This window comes from Microbacterium galbum (genome assembly GCF_032464915.1).
Classification (GTDB): domain Bacteria; phylum Actinomycetota; class Actinomycetes; order Actinomycetales; family Microbacteriaceae; genus Microbacterium; species Microbacterium galbum.
The window spans coordinates 509,254-531,591 of sequence record NZ_JAWDIS010000001.1 but is presented as its reverse complement, the minus strand read 5'-3'; the positions used below and the strand labels follow the sequence as shown (position 1 = coordinate 531,591).

Genomic DNA, 22,338 nt, shown 5'->3' with positions numbered 1-22,338 from the left:
GCCCGCGGCATCCGTCACCGTTCCGCGTCGCGCGGGGCGTGGGGGTGCTCCGCACCGGCGCCCACGAACGACGGCGCCGCGCCCCCGAAGGAGCGCGGCGCCGGTCGAACGAGACGCAACCTCAGCTGATCAACAGCAGCTGGTGCCCCGCGGACACCGTCGTTCCGGCGGTCGCGTCGATCGAGGCGACCGTCCCGTCCTTGTGGGCCTGGATGGGCTGCTCCATCTTCATCGCCTCGAGCACGACGACGAGGTCGCCCTTGACGACCTGCTGGCCCTCCTCGACCGCGACCTTGACGATCGTGGCCTGCATCGGAGACTTGACCGCGTCGCCGGTCGCCCCGGCGGCGGGCGAGGCCGCGTGGGAGCGGCGCGACGGGGGAGCGGCGGCGGGGCGACCCGCCTGCGGGGCGGCGGCGGTGATGCGGTCGGGCAGGCTCACCTCGAGGCGCTTGCCGCCGACCTCGACCACCACCGTGTGACGGCCGGTCTCCGCGGCGGGAGCGTCGAGCTCGCCGTCCCAAGCGGGGATGTCGTTGACGAACTCCGTCTCGATCCAGCGGGTGAAGACGCCGAAGGTGCCGTCCTCGGCGGTGTAGGCGGGGTCGCGCACCACCTTGCGGTGGAACGGCAGCACTGTCGGCATCCCGGCGACCTCGAACTCGTCGAGGGCGCGGCGGGCGCGCTCGAGCGCCTCGGCGCGATCACGACCGGTGACGATGATCTTCGCGAGCAGCGAGTCGAAGGCGCCCGAGACGCTGTCGCCGGCGGTGACACCGGAGTCGAGGCGGATGCCGGGACCACCGAACGTCTTGAAGACGTGGATGGGGCCGGGCTGCGGGAGGAAACCACGGCCGGGGTCCTCGCCGTTGATGCGGAACTCGATCGAGTGACCGACGGGGGCGGGGTCGTCGTAGCCGAGCTCCTCACCCTCCGCGACGCGGAACTGCTCGCGCACGAGGTCGATACCGGTGACCTCCTCGGACACGGGGTGCTCGACCTGCAGGCGCGTGTTGACCTCGAGGAATGAGATGGTGCCGTCGGCGCCGATGAGGAACTCGCAGGTGCCCGCTCCGACGTAGCCGACCTCTTTGAGGATGGCCTTGGATGCCGAGTACAGCACCGCGTTCTGCTCCTCGCTGAGGAAGGGGGCCGGGGCCTCCTCCACCAGCTTCTGGTGACGGCGCTGCAGCGAGCAGTCGCGGGTCGAGACGACGACGACGTTGCCCGCCGAGTCGGCGAGGCACTGCGTCTCGACGTGGCGCGGCTTGTCGAGGTACTTCTCGACGAAGCACTCGCCGCGACCGAAGGCGGCGACCGCCTCGCGCGTGGCCGACTCGAACATCTCGGCGACCTCGTCGAGCTCGCGCGCGACCTTCAACCCGCGTCCTCCGCCGCCGTAGGCGGCCTTGATCGCGATGGGCAGGCCCACCTCTTCGGCGAAGGCGATGACCTCGTCGGCGCCCGAGACGGGGCCGGGCGTGCCGGGAGCGAGGGGAGCGCCGACCTTCTCGGCGACGTGTCGCGCGGTGACCTTGTCGCCGAGCGCCTCGATCGCGTCGGGCGAGGGCCCGATCCAGATGAGGCCGGCGCCGATGACGGCGCGGGCGAAGTCGGCGTTCTCGGCGAGGAACCCGTAGCCGGGGTGCACGGCGTCGGCGCCGGAGCGGCGGGCGACCGAGAGGATCTTCTCGATCGAGAGGTAGGTGTCGGCGCTGGTGGCGCCGTCGAGGGCGTACGCCTCGTCGGCGAGACGCGTGTGAAGGGCGTCGCGGTCCTGATCGGCGTAGACGGCGACGGAGGCCTTGCCCGAATCACGGGCGGCGCGGATGATTCGGACGGCGATCTCGCCGCGGTTGGCGACAAGGACCTTGGCGATCTTCGGCATTCGTCCAGCCTAGCGAGGGCGACCGCGCGTCTTTTGACACTCCTCGACAAGAAACGCCGAGAAACGTGAGCGGGTGTCTACGAACGATTCCAGAGCATGGTCCAGGAGCCGCCGAGCTCGCGAACGAGGCGGCGCACGGTCGACAGCGACATCCCCACCACCGTGGAGGGGTCGCCCTCCACGCGCTCGATGAAGGCACCGCCGAGACTGTCGACCGTGAAGGCGCCCGCCACGAGGAGCGGTTCGCCGCTGGCGACGTAGGCCGCGATCTCGTCGTCGTCGACGTCGGCGGCGAAGGTCACGGACGCCTCGGCGACGGCGTGGGCCTCGCGCGGCTCGAGGCCGGGGGAGAGGCGGAACACGCTGTGCCCGGAGTGCAGCACGCCCGTGCGCCCGCGCATCCCGCGCCAGCGCGCCGTCGCCGCATCGGCGGTGTACGGCTTGCCCAGGATCTCGTCGTCGAGCGCGAACATCGAGTCTCCGCCGATGACGAAGCCGTCGAAGAGGGGGTCCTCGTCGCGGACGCGGTGGGCGACGTCGGCGGCCTTGCGGCGCGCGAGCAGCAGAACGTGCTCGGGGGCGGGCAAGCGCCGCCCCTCGGACGCCTCGACCTCGGCGATCACCGATTCCTCGTCGACCCGGGGCGCACGCGCCTCGGGCTCGATCCCCGCCTGGCGCAGCAGCATCAGACGGGCGGGAGAAGTGGATGCCAGGCACACGCGCATGCGTCCACGCTACCGACGCGATGCCCCGGCGGAGGCCCGCAGACCTTACGTCGTGCCACAGCGAGGCGACCGAGCCTGTCGAAGCCCCCGCGCTCGCGTGGGCCCGGACCCTTCGACGGCCTCGGGGCCCTGGGGCGGCGAGGTGGCTGAGCCTGTCGTCGCCGCCGCGCTCAGGGCCCGGGGGCGACGAGGTGGCTGGGCCTGTCGACGCCACCCGGCGCGAAGACCGAGGCCCGGCTGCTTCACGGCCTCGTGTGACAGGCTCGGGGGATGCACGACGGCGACCTCATCGAACTCGACATCACCGGCATCGCCCACGGCGGTGTGTTCGTCGGGCGGCACGAGGGGCGCGTCGTCTTCGTCCCCGACACCCTGCCGGGCGAGCGCATCCGTGCTCGACTCACCGACACCCGCAAGAAGGCGTTCTGGCGGGCCGAGGCGATCGAGGTGCTCGAGGCGGCGCCCGAACGGCAGCCGCACGTGTGGCAGGCGGCGGCGATCGAGGTCGATCCGTCCGAGCGGGTCGGCGGCGCCGAATTCGGACACATCGCCCTCGCCCACCAGCGGGCGCTGAAGGAGCGCGTCATCCGCGAGGCGGTCGAACGCGTCGGTCGGCTGGAGCTCCCCGTCGAGGTCGCGATCGCGGGCGACGACGCGCAGCGCGAGTCGTCCGACGGCACGGGATGGCGCACCCGCGTGAGCCTGCACGTCGACGACGGCGGACGCGTCGGCGCGTTCGCCGCCCGCTCGCACCACGTCGTCGAGACCGTCGACCTTCCCCTGGCGACCGAGGCCATCGCCCTCGCCGCGTCGGAGGTGCGGGCCGGTCGCGCCCTCCCCGGACGCATCGACCTCGTCCAGCCCGCCGACGGTCGCGTGCGCGTCCTGCCCCGTCCCGAGGGGGAGCGCCCGTCCTCGGAGCCCGAGGTGATCGAGGAGCGCGTCGGCGATCGCGTGTTCCGCGTCGGCGCCGGCGGGTTCTGGCAGGTGCACCGTCTGGCCGCCCGCACGCTGACCTCGCTCGTCTCAGCGGAGCTCACGGCATCCCTCGGCGGACTCGATCCCGACGCCACCCACCTCGACCTCTACGGCGGAGTGGGCCTGTTCGCCGCCACGCTCGGCGAGATGGGCGGGAGCGGAACGCGCGTGGTGAGCGTCGAGAGCGATCCGCGCGCCACCGAGCATGCGGGTGAGAACCTCGCGGAGTGGATCGGGGCCCGTGCCGAGACGGCGCGCGTCGACCGGTTCGTCGCGGCGCTCGCCGCCGGCGCCTCCGCCCGGGAACGCGAGCGTCTCTCTCGCGGCGTCGTGCTCCTCGATCCGCCGCGCGCCGGCGCCGGTCGCGCCGTCGTCGAGGGCATCGCCGCCCTGGCCCCGACCGCGGTCGTGTACGTCGCGTGCGACCCCGTGGCCCTCTCCCGCGATCTCGCGACCTTCGCCGAGCTCGGCTATCGGGCCGATCGCGGCATCCGGGGCGTCGATCTGTTCCCGAACTCGCACCACGTCGAGGCGGTCACCGTCCTCCGTCGCTGAAGCGCGTCGCGGGCGCGCGAGCGAGGACGCGCCGTGCGGGGAAGGTCCTCCTGCGCGGCGGAGGGCAGCGCCGATACGATGACGGAATGACGCGCGTCGCCCTCATCGATGACCACGAGTCGGTCCGGCTCGGGTTGGAGGCCGCCCTCGCGCGCACGCAAGCCACCACGGTCGTCTTCTCGGGCGCGAACGTCGCCGCCTACCTGACGTGGCGCCAGAGCGCGGCCGAGACGCCGGCCGACGTCGTCGTGCTCGATCTCACCCTCGGCGACGGCACCACCGTGTCGGAGAACGTCGACCGTGTCGTCCGCGACGGCTCGAGCGTGATCATCCACAGCGTCGCCGACCGTGCCGGGGCGGTGCGCGAAGCCCTCGCCGCGGGTGCGGCCGGGATCGTGAGCAAGTCCTCTCCCACGCACGAGGTGCTGGGCGCGATCAGCACCGTCGCTCGCGGCGAGCTGCTCGACAACGTCGAATGGGCCAGCGCCGTCGAGGGCGACCGCGACTTCGCCGACGCGCAGCTCTCCGCTCGCGAGCGCGAGGTGCTCCGCCTGTACGCGGCGGGACTGCCGCTGAAGGCCGTGGCCGAGCGGCTCGGGGTGGCGTACTCCACGGCGAAGGAGAACATCACCCGGGTGCGCGTGAAGTACGTGGAGGTGGGGCGACCCGCACCCACCAAGGTCGACCTGCTGAGACGCGCCATGGAAGACGGCATCCTCCAGGATGCGCCAGATGACGTCGGCCGTGGCTGAATCGGACCGGTCGGTGCTCGACGAGGCGTGGGGTCGCATCCCGCACACGCGCGAGAGCCAGGCCGACCAGGGGACATTCACCCAGACGCGCATCGAGCGCGTCATCACGCTCATCGTGGGACCGGGCTCGCTCGTCCTCGGAGCGCAGGCGTTCTTCGCCGCTTTCGGGCCCGGGGATGAGGCGCAGGGGTGGCATCTCCCGTTGGTGCTCGGGGTGTTCCTCCCCCTCGTCGCGATGATCATCGCGTGCAGTGTGGGGCGCTTCGCCCGGGTGTTCTCGGGCATCTTCGCGGTGGTGTTCCTGCTGGCCCTCGCGTTGTGGCCGCTCGCGACCGCGGGCGGTCCGGCGCCGGCGCCCACGGAGAACCCCTGGATCTTCTACCTCGTCAACGTGGCGACGGTGTCGACGATCGTCGCGTTCCCCCTCGCGCTGCAGATCGTGTGGACCATCGCCACCCCGCTGCTGTTCGGCGTCGTGCGTCTGCTCCAGGCCGGCGGACAGCCCGATTTCGTGCTCCCCGTCATCCTCGACGTCACGTTCGCCCTCATCCTCGGCAGCGTGCTGCTGACCCTCGGGTGGATGTATCGCTCGATCGCCGCCAACGTCGATCAGGCGCGCGCCGTCGCCGTGTCGAGCTATGCGGCGGCGGCGGCGACCGCGGCCACGGAGCACGAGCGCGTCGCGGTCGCCGCCCTGATGCACGACAGCGTCCTCGGCGCCCTGCTCGCCGCGGAACGCGCCTCCAGCCCGCGCGAACGCACGCTCGCGGTCAGCATGGCGCGAGAGGCGCTGACGCGACTCGCCAACGCCGAGAAGGACTCGCTCGAGGGCAGTGACGAGCCCGTTCCCGCCCTGCGCCTCGCCGACGACATCGAGGTCGCCGCTCGCGAGCTGGGCATCGACCTCGTCGTCACCCGGGCCGTGGAGGAGGGAACGCCTCGCGTCCCCGGGCGCGTGGCCCGCGCCCTGGTGCTCGCCGCCATGCAGGCCGTCGCCAACGCCGTGCAGCACGCCGACGCGCAGGGGCTCACGGTCGAGCTGACGGGAGACAGCGCGCCCGGTGGCGTCGCTGTGCGCGTGCGCGACACGGGAGCCGGCTTCGACGTGGCGGCGATCCCCGATGACCGTCTCGGCATCCGCGGGTCGATCAACGCCCGTCTGGCGGCCGTCGGGGGACGCAGCGACATCGACTCGACCTCCGCCGGGACGACGGTCACCCTCGAGTGGGAGAGCGGGGACCGCTGGTGACCGTCCGCTCGGTGCTGTCCGTCATCGGTCTGGCCTTCACCGCCTACCTCGCCGCGAGGGGACTCATCTGGACCTCGCCCGAGACCGTCGTGCGCGGGTGGCTGATCGTGGCCGCTCTGCTCTTCTACCTGCCCGTCACCTGGCTCTGGATCTTCGCCATCGGCGCGCGCGAGCGCACCGACTCGTCGTCGCCGGTCACCTCGCCGGCCAAGCTCCCCGGCTGGGGCGTCGCGCTCGCGTTGATGGCCGCCGTCATCGTGCCGAACGCCCCGTTCCTCGCGGTCACCGAAGCCGGACGTTCCCAGCCCTTCGTGACCTGGGTGATCGGAGCGATCGGCGCCCTCATGACCATCGTCATGGTGCGCCGTCGCCCCATCGTGGCCTGGACCGGGATGGCACTGCTCACCCTGTCGACCTCGCTCTGGTTGGGGCCCCTTCAAGCCCTCAGCCTCGGCCTCGTCGGCTCCCTCATGTGGGTGGCCGCAGCGCAACTGGTGACGATCGCGCTCGATCGTGCCGCGCGCGACGCCGAGCGGCTCGCCGAGCTGCAGCAGGCCGCCTCCGCATGGCAGGCGTCGCAGAGCGGACGGCAGCGCGAGCGCCGGCTGCATGTCCAGCGTGCCCTGCAGGCCGCGGGTCCGATCCTCGCCCGCACCATCGAGAACGGTGGCAACCTCCGTGCCGCCGACAAAGAGGCGGCGCGCCGCGCCGAGGCGAGTCTGCGCGACGAACTGCGCGGCAACCGTCTCCTCGATGACGGCGTGCGCGTCGAGATCGAGGCTGCCCGTCGCCGCGGAGCGGCCGTCAGCCTGTTCGACGAGGGCGGACTCGAGGGGCTGCGGGCCGCCGACCTCGATGCCATCCGTACCGAGCTGGCATCCGTCCTGCACGAGTCCGTCTCTCAGCGCGTCATCATCCGCACGTCGCCGCACCACGAGGTCGCGGTGACCATCGTCGGCCGGTCCCAGGGCGACGGCGACGGGGGCGACGACGACGAGGTCGATCTCTGGCGCGAGATCCGCCGACCGCGCTGAGCGCACCCGACGGCCCGCGCCGCATCCGGGCGGACAGCCGACGCCCGCGCTGAGCGCACCCGACGGCCCGCGCCGCATCCGGGCGGACAGCCGACGCCCGCGCTGAGCGCACCCGACGGCCAACGACGCATCCCGGCGGACAGCCGACGCCCGCGCTGAGCGCACCCGACGGCCCGCGCCGCATCAGCGGCACACCCCTCATCCGCCGGTCCGACCGACGCAGAGGGGGGATTCGTCGACGCTGCCGAGGATGAGGGGTGAGGGGCGGCGATGTCGCCTGCCCCCCACCCGGACGAACGGTTACCCGAAAACCGTCCGTGCGGCCGGATCCGGCTCGAAGGAGCGGTCCGACCGAACGCATGATGCGTTCCAGCTCCTCCAGTATTCGCGAGCTGTCCCGCGGCGTCTGTAGGTATTTCGGGGGACACTTTCCGGCCGAACGGTCAGCCGGTGAAGCCGTTCCATCCCGCGTCGCGGTTCAGAGGGGTGCGCAGGCCGCGCGCCGACAGCTCCCAACGCGAACGCGGGGCGTCGTCGGGCGCCGTGGCCTCGGCGACCTCGCGCACGTACGCCTCGCTGACCACGACGATCGCCGCGGCCAACTCCTCCTCGGTCGGTGTGCCGCGCACGACCTCCGCCACGACGGGCGGCAGGCCGGTGTTCGCAGACGCGTCGCTCACAGCGGGATGTTCCCGTGCTTCTTGGCGGGAAGGCTCGCGCGCTTGTTGCGCAGCGCGCGCAGGGCCTTGGCGATCGACACGCGCGTCTGCGCGGGCTCGATGATCCCGTCGAGCTCGCCGCGCTCGGCGGCGAGGAACGGGGATGCCACGTTGTACGTGTACTCGTTCGCGAGGCGCGTGCGCACCGCAGCGACGTCTTCTCCCGCCTCCTCGGCGCGCTTGATCTCGCCGCGGTAGAGGATGTTGACGGCGCCCTGGCCGCCCATGACGGCGATCTCCGCGGTCGGCCAGGCGAGGTTGATGTCGGCGCCCAGCTGCTTGGAGCCCATCACGATGTACGCGCCGCCGTAGGCCTTGCGCAGGATCACGGTCACGAGGGGGACGGTGGCCTCGGCATAGGCGTAGAGCAGCTTGGCGCCGCGGCGGATGACGCCGGTCCACTCCTGGTCGGTGCCGGGGAGGTATCCGGGCACGTCGACGAGGGTGACGATCGGGATCGAGAACGCGTCGCAGAAGCGCACGAAGCGCGAGGCCTTCTCGCCCGCGTCGATGTTGAGCGTCCCGGCCATCTGCGAGGGCTGGTTCGCGATGACGCCGACGGTGCGCCCCTCGATCCGCCCGAAGCCGATCACGATGTTCGGCGCGAACAGCGGCTGCACCTCGAGGAACTCCCCGGCATCCACGATCCCGTCGATCACGGTGTGGATGTCGTACGGCTGGTTGGGGGAGTCGGGGATGACCGTGTTCAGCGAGCGGTCGGCATCCGTCGTCTCGAACTCGAACGGCGTCTCGTAGACGGGGATCTCGGCGAGGTTGTTGTCGGGCAGGTAGCCGATGAGACCGCGCGCGTAGTCGATCGCGTCGTCCTCGTCGTCGGCGAGGTAGTGCGCGACGCCGGAGCGGGTGTTGTGGGTGAGCGCCCCGCCGAGCTCCTCCATGCCGACGTCTTCGCCGGTGACGGTCTTGATGACGTCGGGGCCGGTCACGAACATCTGGCTCGTCTTGTCGACCATGATGACGAAGTCGGTGAGGGCGGGGGAGTACACCGCGCCTCCCGCCGCGGGTCCCATGATGATCGAGATCTGCGGGATCACGCCCGAGGCGGCGGTGTTCAGGCGGAAGATCTCGCCGTACTTGCCGAGGGCGACGACGCCCTCCTGGATGCGGGCGCCGCCGGAGTCGAGGACGCCGATGATCGGGATGCCGCTGCGCAGCGCGAGCTCCATCACCTTGATGATCTTGTCGCCGGCGACCTCGCCGAGCGATCCGCCGAAGGTGGAGAAGTCCTGCGCGTACACCGCGACCGTGCGGCCGTGGATGGTGCCGGTGCCCGTGACGACCGAGTCGCCGTAGGGGCGGGACTTGTCCATGCCGAACGCGGTGGTGCGATGGCGCACGTACTCGTCGAGCTCGACGAACGAGCCCGGGTCGACCAGCATCTCGAGGCGCTCGCGGGCGGTGAGCTTGCCCTTGGCGTGCTGCTTCTGGCGCGCGGCGGCTTCGGCATCGACGACCGCCTCCTGGAACCTGCTGCGCAGGTCCGCGATCTTGCCGGCGGTGGTGAAGAGATCGGGCTGGTCGGTCACGCTTTCCACCCTAGCGACCGCACCGGCACCGGCGTTGGAGGGTGCGCACAAGCGAATCGTCCGCGGGCTGTGGCATCCGGCCATCGGTGGTGTCGGTCGTCGCACGCAACCGGATGCCGCCGCGCCGCCGTTTCCCTAAGGTGTGGACATGCCGATCCCCGCGTCCGGATACCCCCGCACCGCCGACATCAGCCCCCGCGTCCAGGTGGTGACGACCACCGATTCGACCAATGCCGACGTCGTGGCCGCCGTCACCGCCGACCCCGCCGGCTGGCCCCACCTCTCGTTGCTCGTCACCGATGACCAGCGCGCGGGCCGGGGGCGCCTCGACCGCACGTGGACGGCGCCGGCGGGCACAGCGCTCGCCGTGTCCGTCGTGGTCGACGCGTCCGGCATCCCGATGTCGTCGCGCGGGTGGATCCCGCTGGCCGCGGGGGCGGCCATGACCCGCGCTGTCCGCGCGCAGCTGACCGGCCACGGCGGCAGCGCCGAGCTGAAGTGGCCGAACGACGTGCTCGTGGACGGCGCCAAGATCTGCGGCATCCTGGCCGAGGCGGTGCCGGGCACGTTCGACACGGTGGTGGTCGGAGCGGGTGTCAACACGCGCATGTCCCGCGCCGATCTCCCCGTGACGACCGCGACGTCGTTCCAGGCGATCGGGGCGGAGTGCGACGACGACCGTTTGATGGCCGACTACCTCGGCCACCTGCGCGACAGCCTCGCCGCCCTCGCATCCGGGGACGTCGAGGGCGTGCACCGCGACATCGAGGGGCTGTGCGCGACGGTCGGGCGCGAGGTGACGGTGTCGATGCCGGACGGCACGACGCTGCAGGGGCGCGCCGAGCGACTCGACGACGACGGTCGCCTCGTCGTCGCCGCCGGCACGATCGAGACGGTCGTGGCCGCGGGCGATGTCGTGCACGTGCGCTGACGCGGTGCCGCGCTGCTCCGCCGCGACCGCCGCCCGCGTGTGCGCCGCGATCGTCGGCCACGGGGTCGCACAATGAGAGGGTGACCCAGCCGTCGAGCTCGATCGGGCGCCCGCGCATGCCGGCGCCGGGCACGAACGCGCCCGAGCTGCGCATCGCCCGGCTGCACGCCCATGCCCGCGGGCTGTTCTGGTCCGCGCTCGTGCTCATCGCCGTCGCGGGGGCGACCGCCTACTTCTACGACAATCTCCCCGCGCCGTACGAGAACTGGATGCTGCTGACCGCCGCCGCGGTCGTCATCCTGCTGCTGGTCGTCATCCCGTTCCTCGTGTGGCTCTGCCACACGTGGACCATCACGACGCGCCGCGTCATCGAGCGCTCGGGGCCGTTCGGCTCGACCCAGCGCGAGATCTCCCACGTGCGGGGCTACGCGATCCAGATGCGTCGCGGCCTCCTCCAGCGCCTCTGGGGTGCGGGGACGTTGTCGCTGTCGAACGGCGTCGAGCCCCCGCTGCGCCTGAAGAACATCCCGCACGCCGTGCTCGTGCACGAGACGCTGGTCGATCAGGTCGAGGTCAACCAGATCCTCGCCCACCGCGATTCGCAGACCTTCGGCTCGGGCTCCGTCGGCCTCTGACTCGAGGGGGCCCGGTCCCTCCGACGGGCTCAGGCGTCGAGCGGAGGTGGCTGAGCCCGTCGAAGCCGCCGGGCGTCGCGTCCGCGCCCCCGGAGCCGGGCTCGGCGTCGGCGCTTCCCGACGCCCCGGGGCGGCCCCGGCTCGCGCGCGCGCGGACGTCCCGACAGAATGGATGCCGACGGAAGGAGCGGCATGGCGCTGCGAGTCGGAGTGGTCGGTGGCGGGCAGCTGGCGCGGATGATGATCGCGCCGGCGGTCGAGCTGGGCGTCGAGATCCGCGTGCTCGCCGAGCAGGAGGGCATGTCGGCGGCCCTCGCCGCAACCGCCGTCGGCGATTACCGCGACGCCGAGACCGTGCTCGCGTTCGCGCGCGACGTCGACGTCATCACCTTCGACCACGAGCACGTCCCGCAGGACGTCCTCGCCGCCCTCGTCGACGCGGGCGTCGCCGTGCACCCCGGCCCCGCGCCCCTCGGCGTCGCGCAGGACAAGCTCGTCATGCGCGCCCGCATGGCCGAGCTGGGCCTGCCGCAGCCCGACTGGGCCGCCGTCGCGGACTCCGCGGCGCTCCAGGAGTTCCTCGACGCCCATGGCGGTCGCGCGGTCGTCAAGACCCCCCGCGGCGGATACGACGGCAAGGGCGTGCGGGTCGTATCGGCCGCGACCGAGGCCGACGACTGGTTCGCCGCCCTCGCGGAAGACGGCAACGGGGGGTCGCTGCTCGTCGAGGAACTCGTCGACTTCACGCGCGAGCTCGCCCAGCAGGTCGCCCGTCGCCCCTCCGGCGACGTCCGCGCCTACCCGGTCGTCGAGACCGTCCAGCGCGACGGCGTGTGCGCCGAGGTGGTCGCCCCCGCCCCGCGCGCCGACCAGCGCGTGCAGCGCGCGGCCGCCGGGATCGGTGTCGCGGTCGCGGAGGGCCTCGGGGTGACCGGCATGCTCGCCGTCGAGCTCTTCGAGACCACCGACGAGCGCATCCTCATCAACGAACTCGCCATGCGTCCGCACAACAGCGGGCACTGGACGCAGGACGGCGCCGTCACGAGCCAGTTCGAGCAGCACGTGCGCGCGGTCCTCGACCTGCCCCTCGGATCGACGGATGCCGTCGCCCCCTGGACCGTGATGATCAACGTGCTGGGCGGGCCGGCGGAGGGCACGCTCGAGGAACGCTTCCCCGCCGCCATGGCCGCTCACCCGTCGGCCAAGATCCACACCTACGGCAAGGCGCCGCGGCCGGGCCGCAAGGTCGGGCACGTCAACGTCGTCGGCGACGACCTCGACGACGTCGTGTACGAGGGCCGCGCGGCCGCGGCCTTCTTCGACTGAATGGGCGACCGACCGGCACTCCTGAGCGCGCCGTTCCGCGATCTTCCAGCGAGCCCCCCTAGCCTGGTGCGGTGACCCGGCCGCTGCATTCTTCCGAGACGCCCGTGGTCGGCGTCGTCATGGGCTCCGACTCCGACTGGCGGGTGATGGATGCCGCCTCCGCGGTGCTGACGGAGTTCGGCATCCCGCACGAGGTCGAGGTCGTCTCCGCCCACCGCACCCCCGACAAGCTCATGCGCTACGGACGCGAGGCGCGCGGTCGGGGGCTCCGCGCCATCATCGCCGGGGCCGGGGGAGCGGCGCACCTGCCGGGCATGCTGGCATCCGTCACCGCCCTCCCCGTGATCGGCGTCCCGGTGCAGCTGGCGACCCTCGACGGGCTGGACTCGCTGCTCAGCATCGTGCAGATGCCGGCCGGCATCCCCGTCGCGACCGTGTCGATCAACGGCGCGAAGAACGCCGGGCTGTTGGCCGCCCGCATCCTCGGCAGTGCCGACGCAGAGCTCGCGGAGCGCGTGGAGGCATACGCCCGGGACCTCGAGGCCCAGGTCGACGAGAAGAACCGGCGTCTGAAGGACTCGCTGTGACCCTCGCAGCGCCCGCCCGCCCGCGCGCACACGCGCCGATGATCGAGGCGCGGCCGCTGCGCAACCCCGACGCGTCGTCGGTCGAGGTCATGACCCGCCGCGGCTGGTGGCTCGTCGTGCTGAACCTGCTCATCCCCGGGTCGGCGCAGGTGCTCGCCGGCAACCGGCGCCTCGGTCGCTTCGGACTCGGCGCCACCCTCGCGCTGTGGACGCTGCTCGTGCTGGCGGGCCTGGGGGCGATCCTGTGGCCGACCGGCCTCTTCACCCTCGCGACCGGCTCGTTCTTCCCCGACTTCCTGTCGTGGTTCCGACCCCTGCCGTTGACCCTCGTGCAGGTCGTGATCGCCGCCTACGTCGTGCTGTGGGTCGTGCTCACCATCGACACCCTGCGCCTGATCCGCCTGGTCAAGGTCGGTCCCCTCTCGCGCGTCGCCCTCGCGATCGTGTCCGTCGGGATGCTGGTGCTCACCGGTTCGGGAGCCGCCTGGGCGGCTCAGATCGCGGGGAGCACCCGCGACGCGTTCTCGACGCTGTTCGCGCAGTCGGCCCCCGTCGTGCCGCCGTCCGACGGCTACTACAACATCCTCCTTCTCGGCGCCGACTCCGGCGAAGGTCGCGATTCGATGCGTTTCGACAGCATCTCCGTGGTCTCCATCAACGCCGCCACCGGCGCGACGACGATCACCGGCATCCCGCGCGACATGCCGCACTTCCCCTTCGCCCCGGGGCCCATGCAGGACAAGTACCCGGACGGACACACCGGATACGCCAATGCGACGTGCGGCTGGGGCAGCGGCATCAACCAGCTCAAGACCGAGGTCGAGATCTGCCAGGACGGCAACGCCCTCTACCCCGAGGCCGAGGCGCACGACTCCGAGCCCGGGATCGAGGCGACCAAGGACGCCGCCGAGGGCATCATGGGCATCCAGATCCCGTACTACGTGCTCATCGACATGAAGGGCTTCGCCGACGTCATCGACGCCCTGGGCGGGGTCGACATCAACGTCCAGGAGCGCCTGCCCAAGGGCGGACCCGCCTACGACGGCCAGCCGGTGGACGACTGGGCATTCGGATGGATCGAACCCGGTCAGCAGCACATGGACGGCGACACCGCCCAGTGGTACGCCCGCTCGCGTTACACCACGAGCGATTTCGACCGTATGCGTCGCCAGCGCGAGTTGCAGGAGGCGATCCTCGCGCAGTTCACGCCCCAGAACGTGCTCGCGCATTTCCAGCAGGTGGCCACCTCGACCACGAACATCCTTCAGACCGATCTGCCGCAGAGCCTCATCGCCCCGACACTGGTCGATCTCGCCCTCAAGGCGAAGGACCAGACGGTCGGCACCCTCGAGCTCACCCCCGCGGGCGGCGTCGACGAGTTCGACCCCGACTACGCGCAGGTGCAGCAGATGGTGAAGGACGCCCTGCACCCGCCGACCGAAACGGAGAGCCCCGCGCCGTGACCGTCACCCTCCGCGTCGTCCTCGATCAGCTCGTCGCCCCGACCTCCCGCGACCTCGCCGAGGCCTCGGCATCCCTCACCGAAGCACTCATCGCGACGGCGCCACGAGGCTGCGACGTCGCGGCGATCGTGCCCGCCCCCGGCCTCGCCGACGATCAGACGATCGATGGGCTGAGCTCCGAGACGCGGCTGGCGGTGCGTCGCCGCGAACTCGCGGCGTCGTGGCAGTTGGGGGTGGCCCCGGGGATCGGCAAGGGGCTCATCCACTCCCCGACGGCGTTGGCCCCGCTGGTCCGGCACGACCGGGTCAACGAGACGCACCAGATCGTCGTGACGCTCTGGGACCTGCGGGCGTTCGAGACCCCCGACGAGCTGCCGAGGACCGAGAGCCTCGCCGCGCGGGCCCTGCTCTCGCGCGTGGCGAAGCACGCGGACGCGGTGATCGTGCCGACCCACGCGATGGCCGACCGGCTCGCCGAGACGGCCAAGGCGAAGCTCGTGAAGAAGGTCCGCGTGATCGGCGGTGCTCCCGCCGCGGGACTCCGCGTGCCCTCGGATGCCGTGGGGCGCCTGCGCGCCCTCGATCTGCCGTCGACGTTCGTCGCCACGGTGGGAGGGGTCGCCGCCTCCGACGACCTCGCCCACGCCTTCGAAGCGGTCGTCTCGGCGGGCTGGGGCGGCGACGTGGTCGTGCTCGACGTGCCGGACGGGGAGGAGCCCGGCGTGGCCGACATCGCGGCGGCGGCCGGCGTGGCGGAGACACGCGTTCACGCGCGCGGTTCGCTCGACCGGTGGGACCGCGCGGCCGTGCTCTCGCACGCCGCGGCGTTCATCGCCCCGTGCGCCCGCACCGACTGGCCCTGGCGGGCGGTCGATGCGCTCGCGCTCGCCGTTCGCGTCGTGGCCGTCGACACCGTCGCGCACCGCGAGGTGCTCGACGACGCGGCGGCCTATGCGGCCCCGGAGGAACTCGGCGAGGCCCTCGCCCGCGCCCTGGGCGACGAGGCGGAGCGTCTGCGCGTGCTCGCCGGTGATCGCGCGAAGGGGTTCGCCTGGGCAGCCGCGGCGGAGCGCGTCTGGGCGCTGCACGCGGAGCTGTGATCGATCGACCTCCCGCGAGGCTCCCGCGACCGCGGACGAGGCGACCCTAGGCTTCGACGTATGCCTGCTCGCGTCGGGATCGTCGTCCGCACCCGCCACCGTCCCGGATTCCTCCGCGGTGCGCTCGCCGACATCGCCGCGCAGACCTTCGCCGACCGGCGGGTCGTGGTCGTGAACGACGGCGGCGTCGCCGCCGAGGTCGACCGCGTGGTCGCGGAATCCGGCCTCTCGGATGTCGAGATCGTGCACATCGCCGACGGCGACGGCGGTCGCTGCGTCGCCGCGAACACGGGCGTGCGCGCGCTCGACACCGACCACGTCGTGCTGCACGACGACGACGACCGGTGGCATCCCGAATTCCTCTCCCGTACCGTCGCGTGGCTCGACGCGCACCCCGACGACGCCGGCGTCGCGGTACCGACCGAGATCGTCTACGAGGAGCAGCGCGACGGGGACTGGGTCGAGGTCGGGCGCGCGCCCTTCTGGGCGGGGATGCAGCGGGTCTCGCTCACCGAGATGATGAGCATCAATCGCATGGTGCCGATCGCGGTGCTGTACCGCCGTGCCGTGCACGCCGAGGTGGGCTGGTACGACGAGACGCTCGACGCCGTCGAGGACTGGGACCTCTACCTGCGCATCCTGCGCGTGCACGGGATCGGCTTCCTCCCGGGCGAGCCCCTTGCCTTCTGGACGCAACGACCGGATGCCGTCGGCCTCGACGCCAACAGCATGTTCGGTCTGGCCGCGGAGCACGCGCGCGACGACGCCCTGGTCCGCGACCGCGCGCTGGCGGAGTGGGTGCGCCGGGAGGGCGCCGGGCTCCCTCTCTTCGTCGCCGCGTCGCAGGCCGAGCTGGCGGCTCACGTCGACCGGTCGATCGAGGACGCCGTGGAGCGGATCGTCGAGCGGCTGCGCACCGACATCCGCGACGACGTCCGGCGCGAGATCGACGCGCATCAGCCGGTGATGTCGCGGCTACGGCGGGCGCGGCGGCGGCTCGGGGGGCGCTAACATATGCCCCTCTTCCTTCACAATATTCCCATCCGTCACTTGCGCAACGCATAATGAACGCGTGAAGCACCTTCTCGGCACCGTCGTCCCGTCTCCCTCGAGGCGCGCGCGTGTCGCGTCGTCCTCACTCCTGGTCCTCGCGGTGATCTCGTTGTCCGCGTGCGCGACCCCGGCGCCCGGCGCTGCTCCCGTCGCATCCGACACGGCATCGCCGAGCGCGTCCCCCTCCGTGCCTCCGACCTCCTCGCCCTCACCGACGGCCACCGCCGACCCCTCTCCCGCGCCGAGCGGGAGCGCGACCGATTCGCCGTACAACGGGGAGATCCTCGTCATCACCTCCGAGGTGCGCGACGGATCGCTCGAGGTCACGGCGATGGTGCCCGGGGTCTCCGAATCCGGCGGCACCTGCACCCTGACCCTCGAGCAGTCGCAGCGGTCGGTGTCGGTATCCGGTAACGAGGGCAAAGAGGTCACCTACTGCGGTCTCATGTCCATCCCCGTCGCCGAAGGGGACGACGCCGCCTTCACCGTCTCGTACACCTCCGCGAATCTCCGGGCGCAGTCGTCCATCACCACCATCGAGACGACGCCGTGATGCGTCGTTCCCGCCGCCGCAGTGTCGCGGCGGTCATCGCCTCCTGGGCGTGCGCCATCGCGCTCCTCGCCGCAGCTCCCCTCGCGCTGCCCGCCACGGTCGCCCCCGCACCTGCCGCCGCGGCCGCCGACGCGTCGGACTGGAACCCCGGCAGCATCATCGACGATGCGGTCTTCTACGACGGCACCGCGATGTCGGCGGGCGAGATCCAGACCTTCCTCGACGGCAAGGTCCGCTCGTGCCAGTCCGGCTACACGTGCCTGAAGGACTACCGGCAGAGCACCGACAACCGTCCCGCCGACAAGTACTGCAACGGCTACTCCGGAGCGGCGAACGAGAGCGCCGCCACCATCATCGACAAGGTGGCCCGCTCCTGCGGCATCAGTCAGAAAGCACTTCTCGTCCTCCTGCAGAAGGAGCAGGGGCTGGTCACCTCGACCGCTCCGTCGGCGTGGAACTACTCGGCGGCCACGGGCCAGGGCTGCCCCGACACCGCCCCCTGCGATGCGTCGACCCAGGGGTTCTTCTACCAGGTCTACTACGGCGCCCGTCAGTTCGAGGTCTACCGCCTGAATCCGAGTTGGTGGGGGTACCAGGCCGGCCGGTGGAACAACATCCTCTACAACCCGTCCGCGAGCTGCGGCACGCAGCGGGTGTACATCGAGAACCAGGCGACCGCCGGTCTGTACATCTACACGCCCTACGTCCCCAACCAAGCCGCGCTGCGCAATCTCTACGGCGAGGGCGACGGGTGCAGCGCATACGGCAACCGCAACTTCTGGCGCACATTCACCGACTGGTTCGGCTCCACGAAGGCCGGTGGCCGCCCCTTCGGATCTGCCGACGCGATCGAGGCCTATCCCGGTGGGATCCGCGTACGCGGGTGGGCCATCGACCCCGACACGTCCGACCCGATCCAGGTGCGGGTCTCCCTCGCGGGGGCAGTCACGACGCTGACGGCCAATGCGGATCGTCCGGACGTGGGTGCTGCATATCCCGGGGCGGGAAGCAGGCACGGGTTCGACACGCGCATCCCCGTGACGACCGGCGGCAGCGGGCAGGTCTGCCTCACCGCGGTGAACACGGGTTCGGGAAGCGATGTCAGTCTCGGATGCCGAGAGATGCCGTTCTACACCGGTTCCCCCGTCGGGGTCATCGACTCCGTCAAAGTCTCCTCCGGATCGGTGACGGTGGCCGGGTGGGCGCTCGACCCCGATACCGCCGCGTCGATCGCGGTGCACGCCTACGTCGACGGGGTGGGCACGGCGATCACCGCGAACCGATCGCGTCCCGACCTCGCCACCCCGTACCCGGCTCACGGCACGGCGCACGGATTCACCGCGACGCTCAAGGTGCCGCTGGATGCCAAGCAGATCTGCCTCTACGGCATCGATTCCGGGCGGGGCGAGAACACCACCCTCGGTTGTCGCAGCATCATGACGCCCGCGGCTCGTGACATCGGTCGTGCGCCCATGGGGTACATCGATTCCTTCGACGTCGTCGGCACGACGGCGCGCATCACCGGATGGGCGATCGACCCCGACACGAAGAGCTCCATCGCTGTCCACGTCTACGTGGGCGGCTCCGGCCGCGCGATCACGGCCAACGGCACGCGAACCGACGTGGCCGAGGTGTACCCTTCCTACGGCTCGCGCCACGGCTTCGACACCGTGGTGGACCTCCCCGCCACGGCCACCAACGTCTGCCTCTATGCGATCAACACCTCGGGCGAGAACACCACGCTCGTGTGCCGGACGGTTCAAGGCGCGGACCAGAATCGCGCGCCGATCGGAGCGTTCGATGCCGCCACCGTGTCCGGCCGCACCGCCACCGTCAAGGGGTGGGCGATCGACCCCGACACCGTGCGGCCCATCGCCGTACGGATCTCGGTCGACGGCAAGATCACGACGGTCACGGCGCAGGCGAGCCGGCCCGACGTGGGCGTGGCGTATCCGGTCTACGGGGGCTCCCACGGCTTCTCGAAGACCGTCGACATCCCCATCGGGCCCTCGCGCGTCTGCGTCACAGCCGTCAACTCCAGCGGGCCGAACACCGATCTCGGGTGTCGCGACATCACCACACCCGATGAGGGCAGGACTCCGATCGGCAGCGTCGACGAGGTGAGCGTCTCCGGCACGACGGCCACGGTGCGCGGTTGGGCCATCGACCCCGACACCGCTCGGCCCATCGCCGTGCACGTCTACGTCCGCGGATCGGCGACCGTCCTCACCGCTGACCGCAGCCGGCCCGACGTCGCCACGGTCTACCCGTTGTACGGCGCGGCCCACGGTTTCCAGGCGACGTTGCAGGTGCCGGCGGGTTCGTCTCAGCTGTGCATCTACGCGATCAACACGTCGGGCGCGAACCCCCTGCTGGGATGCCGCACCGTCACGGGCGTCGCCGGCGCTCCGGTCGGCAGCCTGGATGCCGTGACGGCGTCGACGGGCGCGCTGACGGTGCGCGGATGGGCGTTGGACCCCGACGTGTCCGGACCGGTGAATGTGCGCGTCTCGGTCGACGGTGCGGTGCGAACGGTCAAAGCCGACCGCGACCGCGCCGACGTGGGGGCGGCATACCCGGCAGCGGGGTCGCGCCACGGCTTCGAGCAGCGGCTCACCGCGGCGAAGGGCAGTCGCCGGGTGTGCGTGAGCGTGCTCGATGATCGCGGTGGTTACAGCGTCACGCTGGGGTGCGTCTCGGTGACGGTCCGCTGAGAGCAGGAGCCCCCGGACGCTGACGCGTGACCCGGGGGCTCCTCCTCTCGTGCAGCGTCAGTCTCGTCCGAGATAGCTGCGCAGGCGCTCGTCGGCGTCTCCAAGGGGCACGCCCGCGCTCGCCGTCGCCGTCGTGTCGAGGATGCTGTTGAACGGACGGGGTGCGACCGGGGCGGTCGCCCCCGCGAAGTACTCGGCGGTGCTGACGCCCGACACGCGTTCGGGGTCGTGACCCACCAGCTCGAAGACGCGCCGCGCGACGTCGTACCAGGACGTCGGCTCTCCCTGTCCGGTGACGTTGTAGACGCCGGACGGAGATCCCGCGTCGAGAAGAGCGGCGATGGCTGCCGCGATGTCCGAGGTGAAGGTCAGGCGGCCCACCTGATCGTCGACCACTCGCGGATCGATCCCGCGTTCCGCGAGTGAGGCCATGGTGCGCACGAAGTTGTTGCCGTCGCCGATCACCCAGCTCGTGCGCACGATGTAGTGGTGCGGGACCATCGAGACCAGCGCGTCGCCCGCGGCCTTGGTCTGCCCGTAGACGCCGAGGGGGGCGAGGGCGTCGTCGTGCGCATAGGCACCGTCTTTCGTGCCGTCGAAGACGTAGTCGCTGGAGACGTGCACGAGCGTGATGCCGTTCGCCGCCGCGATACGCGCGAGTGCAGCCACCGCGGTGACGTTGGCCGCCCACGCCTCGACGCGTCCGTCCGGCGTCTCGGCGACGTCGACCTTGGTGTACGCGGCCGCGTTGATGATCGTGCCGTAGTCGCGCCAGCGGCGCGCGCCATCGAGATCGCGGGAGGTCAGATCGAGGTCGGCGCGTGCGGCGTACTCGATCCACGGGTGGTCGCCGAACTGTTCGCGCAGCGCCCGGCCGAGCTGACCGTTGGCACCCGTGACGAGGATCTTCTTGGGCGGCATGGGGACGACGTCGGCCAGACGCGGGTGGGTCTGATCCTTCGTACTGATCTCGACCTCGTCGAGGGGGATGGGCCATGCGATCGCAGCGGTCTCATCGGCGAGGTTGAGGAAGGTGTACGTCGCATCGGGAGACCAGTGGTCGTTCACGAGGTACGTGTAAGCCGTGTCGGCCTCGAGCGTCTGATAGGAATTACCGACGCCCCGAGGTACGAAGATGGCGGTCGAGGGGTCGAGTTCGGCGGTGAAGACCGCGCCGAAGGTCTCTCCCTCGCGCAGATCGACCCACGCGCCGAAGATCCGGCCGGTCGCCACCGACACGTACTTGTCCCAGGGCTCGGCGTGGATGCCACGGGTGGTGCCCACGGCGTCGTTGAACGAGATGTTGTTCTGGACGGGTCCGAAGTCGGGCAGCCCGATCTCCGAGGTCGCCATCTTCTCGCGCTGCCAGTTCTCTTTGAACCAGCCGCGGGAGTCACCATGGACCGGCAGATCGAGCAGCAGGAGTCCCGGGATCGGTGTCTTGCGGGCGTTGAGGGTCTTGCCGAAGACGGTGGCCACCATCACTGCCCCTTGCTGGCGTAGAACGCCTCGACGCCGTCCTTGGTGGGAGCCCACCAGGCTTCGTTGTCGCGGTACCAGTCGATCGTCGCGGCAAGGCCCGACTCGAAGTCGCCGTAGGTGGGGGTCCAGCCCAGCTCCGTCCGCAGCTTGGTCGAGTCGATGGCGTACCGGAGGTCGTGACCGGGGCGGTCGGTGACGAGGTCGTAGGCATCGACCGGCTCTCCGGTGATCTGCAGGATCAGCTCGACAACGCTCTTGTTGTCCTTCTCGCCGTCGGCGCCGATGAGATATGTCTCGCCGATCTCGCCTTTGTCGAGGATCGTCAGGACGGCCGAGGAGTGGTCGTCGGCGTGGATCCAGTCGCGGACGTTCTCGCCGGTGCCGTACAGCTTGGGGCGAATTCCGCGCAGGACATTGGTGATCTGCCGGGGGATGAACTTCTCGACGTGCTGGTACGGCCCGTAGTTGTTGGAGCAGTTGCTGATCGTCGCGCGGACCCCGAACGAACGCACCCATGCGCGAACGAGGAGGTCGGAACCGGCCTTGGTCGAGGAGTAGGGCGATGAGGGGTTGTACGGCGTGCTCTCGGTGAAGCGGGCCGGATCGTCGAGCTCGAGGTCGCCGTACACCTCGTCCGTGGAGATGTGGTGGAAGCGCACGTCATGACGGCGGGCCGCCTCGAGCAGCGTGTACGTCCCGATGATGTTCGTGTCGAGGAACGGGCGGGGGTCGTGCAACGAGTTGTCGTTGTGCGACTCCGCGGCGTAGTGCACCACGGCGTCGGCCTCCGCGACGAGGGGGTCGACGACGGCGGCGTCCGCGATGTCGCCGACGACCAGGCGCACGCGGTCCTCGGGGAGCCCCGCGAGAGATGCCTCGTTCCCGGCGTAGGTGAGCTTGTCCAGCACGGTCACCGTGTGGTCGGTGTGCGCGATGACATGGTGCACGAAGTTGGATCCGATGAAACCGGCACCACCGGTGACGAGAAGACGACTCATGCGCTCCAGATTAGCGGCGTCGTCCTCCGCCTCTTCCGTGGTGGATTGG

General features: G+C 71.2%; 19 protein-coding genes. 13 read left to right on the top strand and 6 right to left on the bottom strand.

Features of this window, described 5'->3' with window-relative positions:
• Nucleotides 1–121: 121 nt before the first annotated feature.
• Both RWH45_RS02575 and RWH45_RS02570 read right to left on the bottom strand, forming a co-directional pair.
• The gene (locus RWH45_RS02575) at nt 122–1,888 is read right to left on the bottom strand and encodes an ATP-binding protein (protein WP_315993356.1); all 1,767 of its coding nucleotides are present in this window, start codon (nt 1,886–1,888) and stop codon (nt 122–124) included.
• 77 nt (nt 1,889–1,965) lie between these two features.
• The gene (locus tag RWH45_RS02570; protein WP_315993355.1) at nt 1,966–2,613 is read right to left on the bottom strand and encodes a Maf family protein; all 648 of its coding nucleotides are present in this window, start codon (nt 2,611–2,613) and stop codon (nt 1,966–1,968) included.
• A 270-nt stretch (nt 2,614–2,883) separates the two neighbouring features.
• On the opposite strand from RWH45_RS02570, the gene RWH45_RS02565 reads away from it, so the two are divergent.
• The 4 genes from RWH45_RS02565 to RWH45_RS02550 all read left to right on the top strand — a co-directional run bounded on the left by RWH45_RS02565 (nt 2,884) and on the right by RWH45_RS02550 (nt 7,181).
• Nucleotides 2,884–4,146, top strand: a complete 1,263-nt coding sequence (locus RWH45_RS02565; RefSeq protein WP_315993354.1) for a class I SAM-dependent RNA methyltransferase — start codon at nt 2,884–2,886, stop codon at nt 4,144–4,146.
• A gap of 86 nt (nt 4,147–4,232) precedes the next feature.
• On the top strand, nt 4,233–4,898 hold the full coding sequence (locus RWH45_RS02560) for a response regulator transcription factor (protein ID WP_315993353.1): 666 nt from the start codon (nt 4,233–4,235) through the stop codon (nt 4,896–4,898).
• Nucleotides 4,879–6,147: a sensor histidine kinase gene (locus RWH45_RS02555; protein WP_315993352.1), complete on the top strand. Its 1,269-nt coding sequence runs from the start codon at nt 4,879–4,881 to the stop codon at nt 6,145–6,147. The genes RWH45_RS02560 and RWH45_RS02555 overlap by 20 nt, the downstream gene beginning before the upstream one ends.
• Entirely contained in the window at nt 6,144–7,181 is a 1,038-nt protein-coding gene (locus tag RWH45_RS02550) for a hypothetical protein (RefSeq protein ID WP_315993351.1), read from the top strand. The genes RWH45_RS02555 and RWH45_RS02550 overlap by 4 nt, the downstream gene beginning before the upstream one ends.
• 443 nt (nt 7,182–7,624) lie before the next feature.
• On the opposite strand, the gene RWH45_RS02545 is transcribed toward RWH45_RS02550, so the two are convergent.
• Both RWH45_RS02545 and RWH45_RS02540 read right to left on the bottom strand, forming a co-directional pair.
• Nucleotides 7,625–7,861, bottom strand: coding sequence for an acyl-CoA carboxylase subunit epsilon (locus tag RWH45_RS02545; protein ID WP_315993350.1), 237 nt, complete (start codon nt 7,859–7,861; stop codon nt 7,625–7,627).
• Nucleotides 7,858–9,447, bottom strand: a complete 1,590-nt coding sequence (locus tag RWH45_RS02540) for an acyl-CoA carboxylase subunit beta (RefSeq protein WP_391400357.1) — start codon at nt 9,445–9,447, stop codon at nt 7,858–7,860. Before RWH45_RS02540 ends, RWH45_RS02545 begins: the two co-directional genes overlap by 4 nt.
• Before the next feature lie 148 nt (nt 9,448–9,595).
• On the opposite strand from RWH45_RS02540, the gene RWH45_RS02535 reads away from it, so the two are divergent.
• The 9 genes from RWH45_RS02535 to RWH45_RS02495 all read left to right on the top strand — a co-directional run bounded on the left by RWH45_RS02535 (nt 9,596) and on the right by RWH45_RS02495 (nt 19,809).
• On the top strand, nt 9,596–10,378 hold the full coding sequence (locus tag RWH45_RS02535) for a biotin--[acetyl-CoA-carboxylase] ligase (protein WP_315993348.1): 783 nt from the start codon (nt 9,596–9,598) through the stop codon (nt 10,376–10,378).
• Nucleotides 10,379–10,458: 80 nt separating this feature from the next.
• Nucleotides 10,459–11,013 (top strand): PH domain-containing protein, encoded by a 555-nt coding sequence (locus RWH45_RS02530; protein WP_315993347.1) that lies wholly within the window; start codon nt 10,459–10,461, stop codon nt 11,011–11,013.
• A gap of 192 nt (nt 11,014–11,205) precedes the next feature.
• Complete coding sequence (locus RWH45_RS02525) at nt 11,206–12,339, top strand: 5-(carboxyamino)imidazole ribonucleotide synthase (RefSeq protein WP_315993346.1); 1,134 nt, start codon at nt 11,206–11,208, stop codon at nt 12,337–12,339.
• A gap of 119 nt (nt 12,340–12,458) precedes the next feature.
• Nucleotides 12,459–12,926: a 5-(carboxyamino)imidazole ribonucleotide mutase gene (gene purE / locus RWH45_RS02520; RefSeq protein WP_315994585.1), complete on the top strand. Its 468-nt coding sequence runs from the start codon at nt 12,459–12,461 to the stop codon at nt 12,924–12,926.
• Nucleotides 12,923–14,389: an LCP family protein gene (locus RWH45_RS02515; protein WP_437127317.1), complete on the top strand. Its 1,467-nt coding sequence runs from the start codon at nt 12,923–12,925 to the stop codon at nt 14,387–14,389. The genes purE and RWH45_RS02515 overlap by 4 nt, the downstream gene beginning before the upstream one ends.
• The gene (locus tag RWH45_RS02510; protein WP_315993345.1) at nt 14,386–15,489 is read left to right on the top strand and encodes a glycosyltransferase; all 1,104 of its coding nucleotides are present in this window, start codon (nt 14,386–14,388) and stop codon (nt 15,487–15,489) included. Before RWH45_RS02515 ends, RWH45_RS02510 begins: the two co-directional genes overlap by 4 nt.
• Nucleotides 15,490–15,549: 60 nt before the next feature.
• The gene (locus RWH45_RS02505; protein WP_315993344.1) at nt 15,550–16,500 is read left to right on the top strand and encodes a glycosyltransferase family 2 protein; all 951 of its coding nucleotides are present in this window, start codon (nt 15,550–15,552) and stop codon (nt 16,498–16,500) included.
• A 229-nt stretch (nt 16,501–16,729) separates the two neighbouring features.
• On the top strand, nt 16,730–17,095 hold the full coding sequence (locus RWH45_RS02500) for a hypothetical protein (protein WP_315993343.1): 366 nt from the start codon (nt 16,730–16,732) through the stop codon (nt 17,093–17,095).
• The gene (locus RWH45_RS02495; protein ID WP_315993342.1) at nt 17,095–19,809 is read left to right on the top strand and encodes a hypothetical protein; all 2,715 of its coding nucleotides are present in this window, start codon (nt 17,095–17,097) and stop codon (nt 19,807–19,809) included. The genes RWH45_RS02500 and RWH45_RS02495 overlap by 1 nt, the downstream gene beginning before the upstream one ends.
• Nucleotides 19,810–19,866: 57 nt before the next feature.
• On the opposite strand, the gene RWH45_RS02490 is transcribed toward RWH45_RS02495, so the two are convergent.
• On the bottom strand, nt 19,867–21,288 hold the full coding sequence (locus tag RWH45_RS02490) for a sugar nucleotide-binding protein (protein WP_315994583.1): 1,422 nt from the start codon (nt 21,286–21,288) through the stop codon (nt 19,867–19,869).
• 2 nt (nt 21,289–21,290) lie between these two features.
• Nucleotides 21,291–22,289: a dTDP-glucose 4,6-dehydratase gene (gene rfbB / locus RWH45_RS02485; protein WP_315993341.1), complete on the bottom strand. Its 999-nt coding sequence runs from the start codon at nt 22,287–22,289 to the stop codon at nt 21,291–21,293.
• Between the last annotated feature and the right edge of the window lie 49 nt (nt 22,290–22,338).

What these genes read in the sequence shown, in the direction of transcription:
- RWH45_RS02565 (WP_315993354.1), top strand. Translation starts at nt 2,884, where the DNA reads ATGCACGACGGCGACCTCATCGAACTCGACATCACCGGCATCGCCCAC.
- RWH45_RS02555 (WP_315993352.1), top strand. Translation starts at nt 4,879, where the DNA reads ATGACGTCGGCCGTGGCTGAATCGGACCGGTCGGTGCTCGACGAGGCG.
- RWH45_RS02560 (WP_315993353.1), top strand. Translation starts at nt 4,233, where the DNA reads ATGACGCGCGTCGCCCTCATCGATGACCACGAGTCGGTCCGGCTCGGG.
- RWH45_RS02535 (WP_315993348.1), top strand. Translation starts at nt 9,596, where the DNA reads ATGCCGATCCCCGCGTCCGGATACCCCCGCACCGCCGACATCAGCCCC.
- RWH45_RS02575 (WP_315993356.1), bottom strand. Translation starts at nt 1,888, where the DNA reads ATGCCGAAGATCGCCAAGGTCCTTGTCGCCAACCGCGGCGAGATCGCC.
- RWH45_RS02570 (WP_315993355.1), bottom strand. Translation starts at nt 2,613, where the DNA reads ATGCGCGTGTGCCTGGCATCCACTTCTCCCGCCCGTCTGATGCTGCTG.
- purE (WP_315994585.1), top strand. Translation starts at nt 12,459, where the DNA reads ATGGGCTCCGACTCCGACTGGCGGGTGATGGATGCCGCCTCCGCGGTG.
- rfbB (WP_315993341.1), bottom strand. Translation starts at nt 22,289, where the DNA reads ATGAGTCGTCTTCTCGTCACCGGTGGTGCCGGTTTCATCGGATCCAAC.
- RWH45_RS02525 (WP_315993346.1), top strand. Translation starts at nt 11,206, where the DNA reads ATGGCGCTGCGAGTCGGAGTGGTCGGTGGCGGGCAGCTGGCGCGGATG.
- RWH45_RS02505 (WP_315993344.1), top strand. Translation starts at nt 15,550, where the DNA reads ATGCCTGCTCGCGTCGGGATCGTCGTCCGCACCCGCCACCGTCCCGGA.
- RWH45_RS02495 (WP_315993342.1), top strand. Translation starts at nt 17,095, where the DNA reads ATGCGTCGTTCCCGCCGCCGCAGTGTCGCGGCGGTCATCGCCTCCTGG.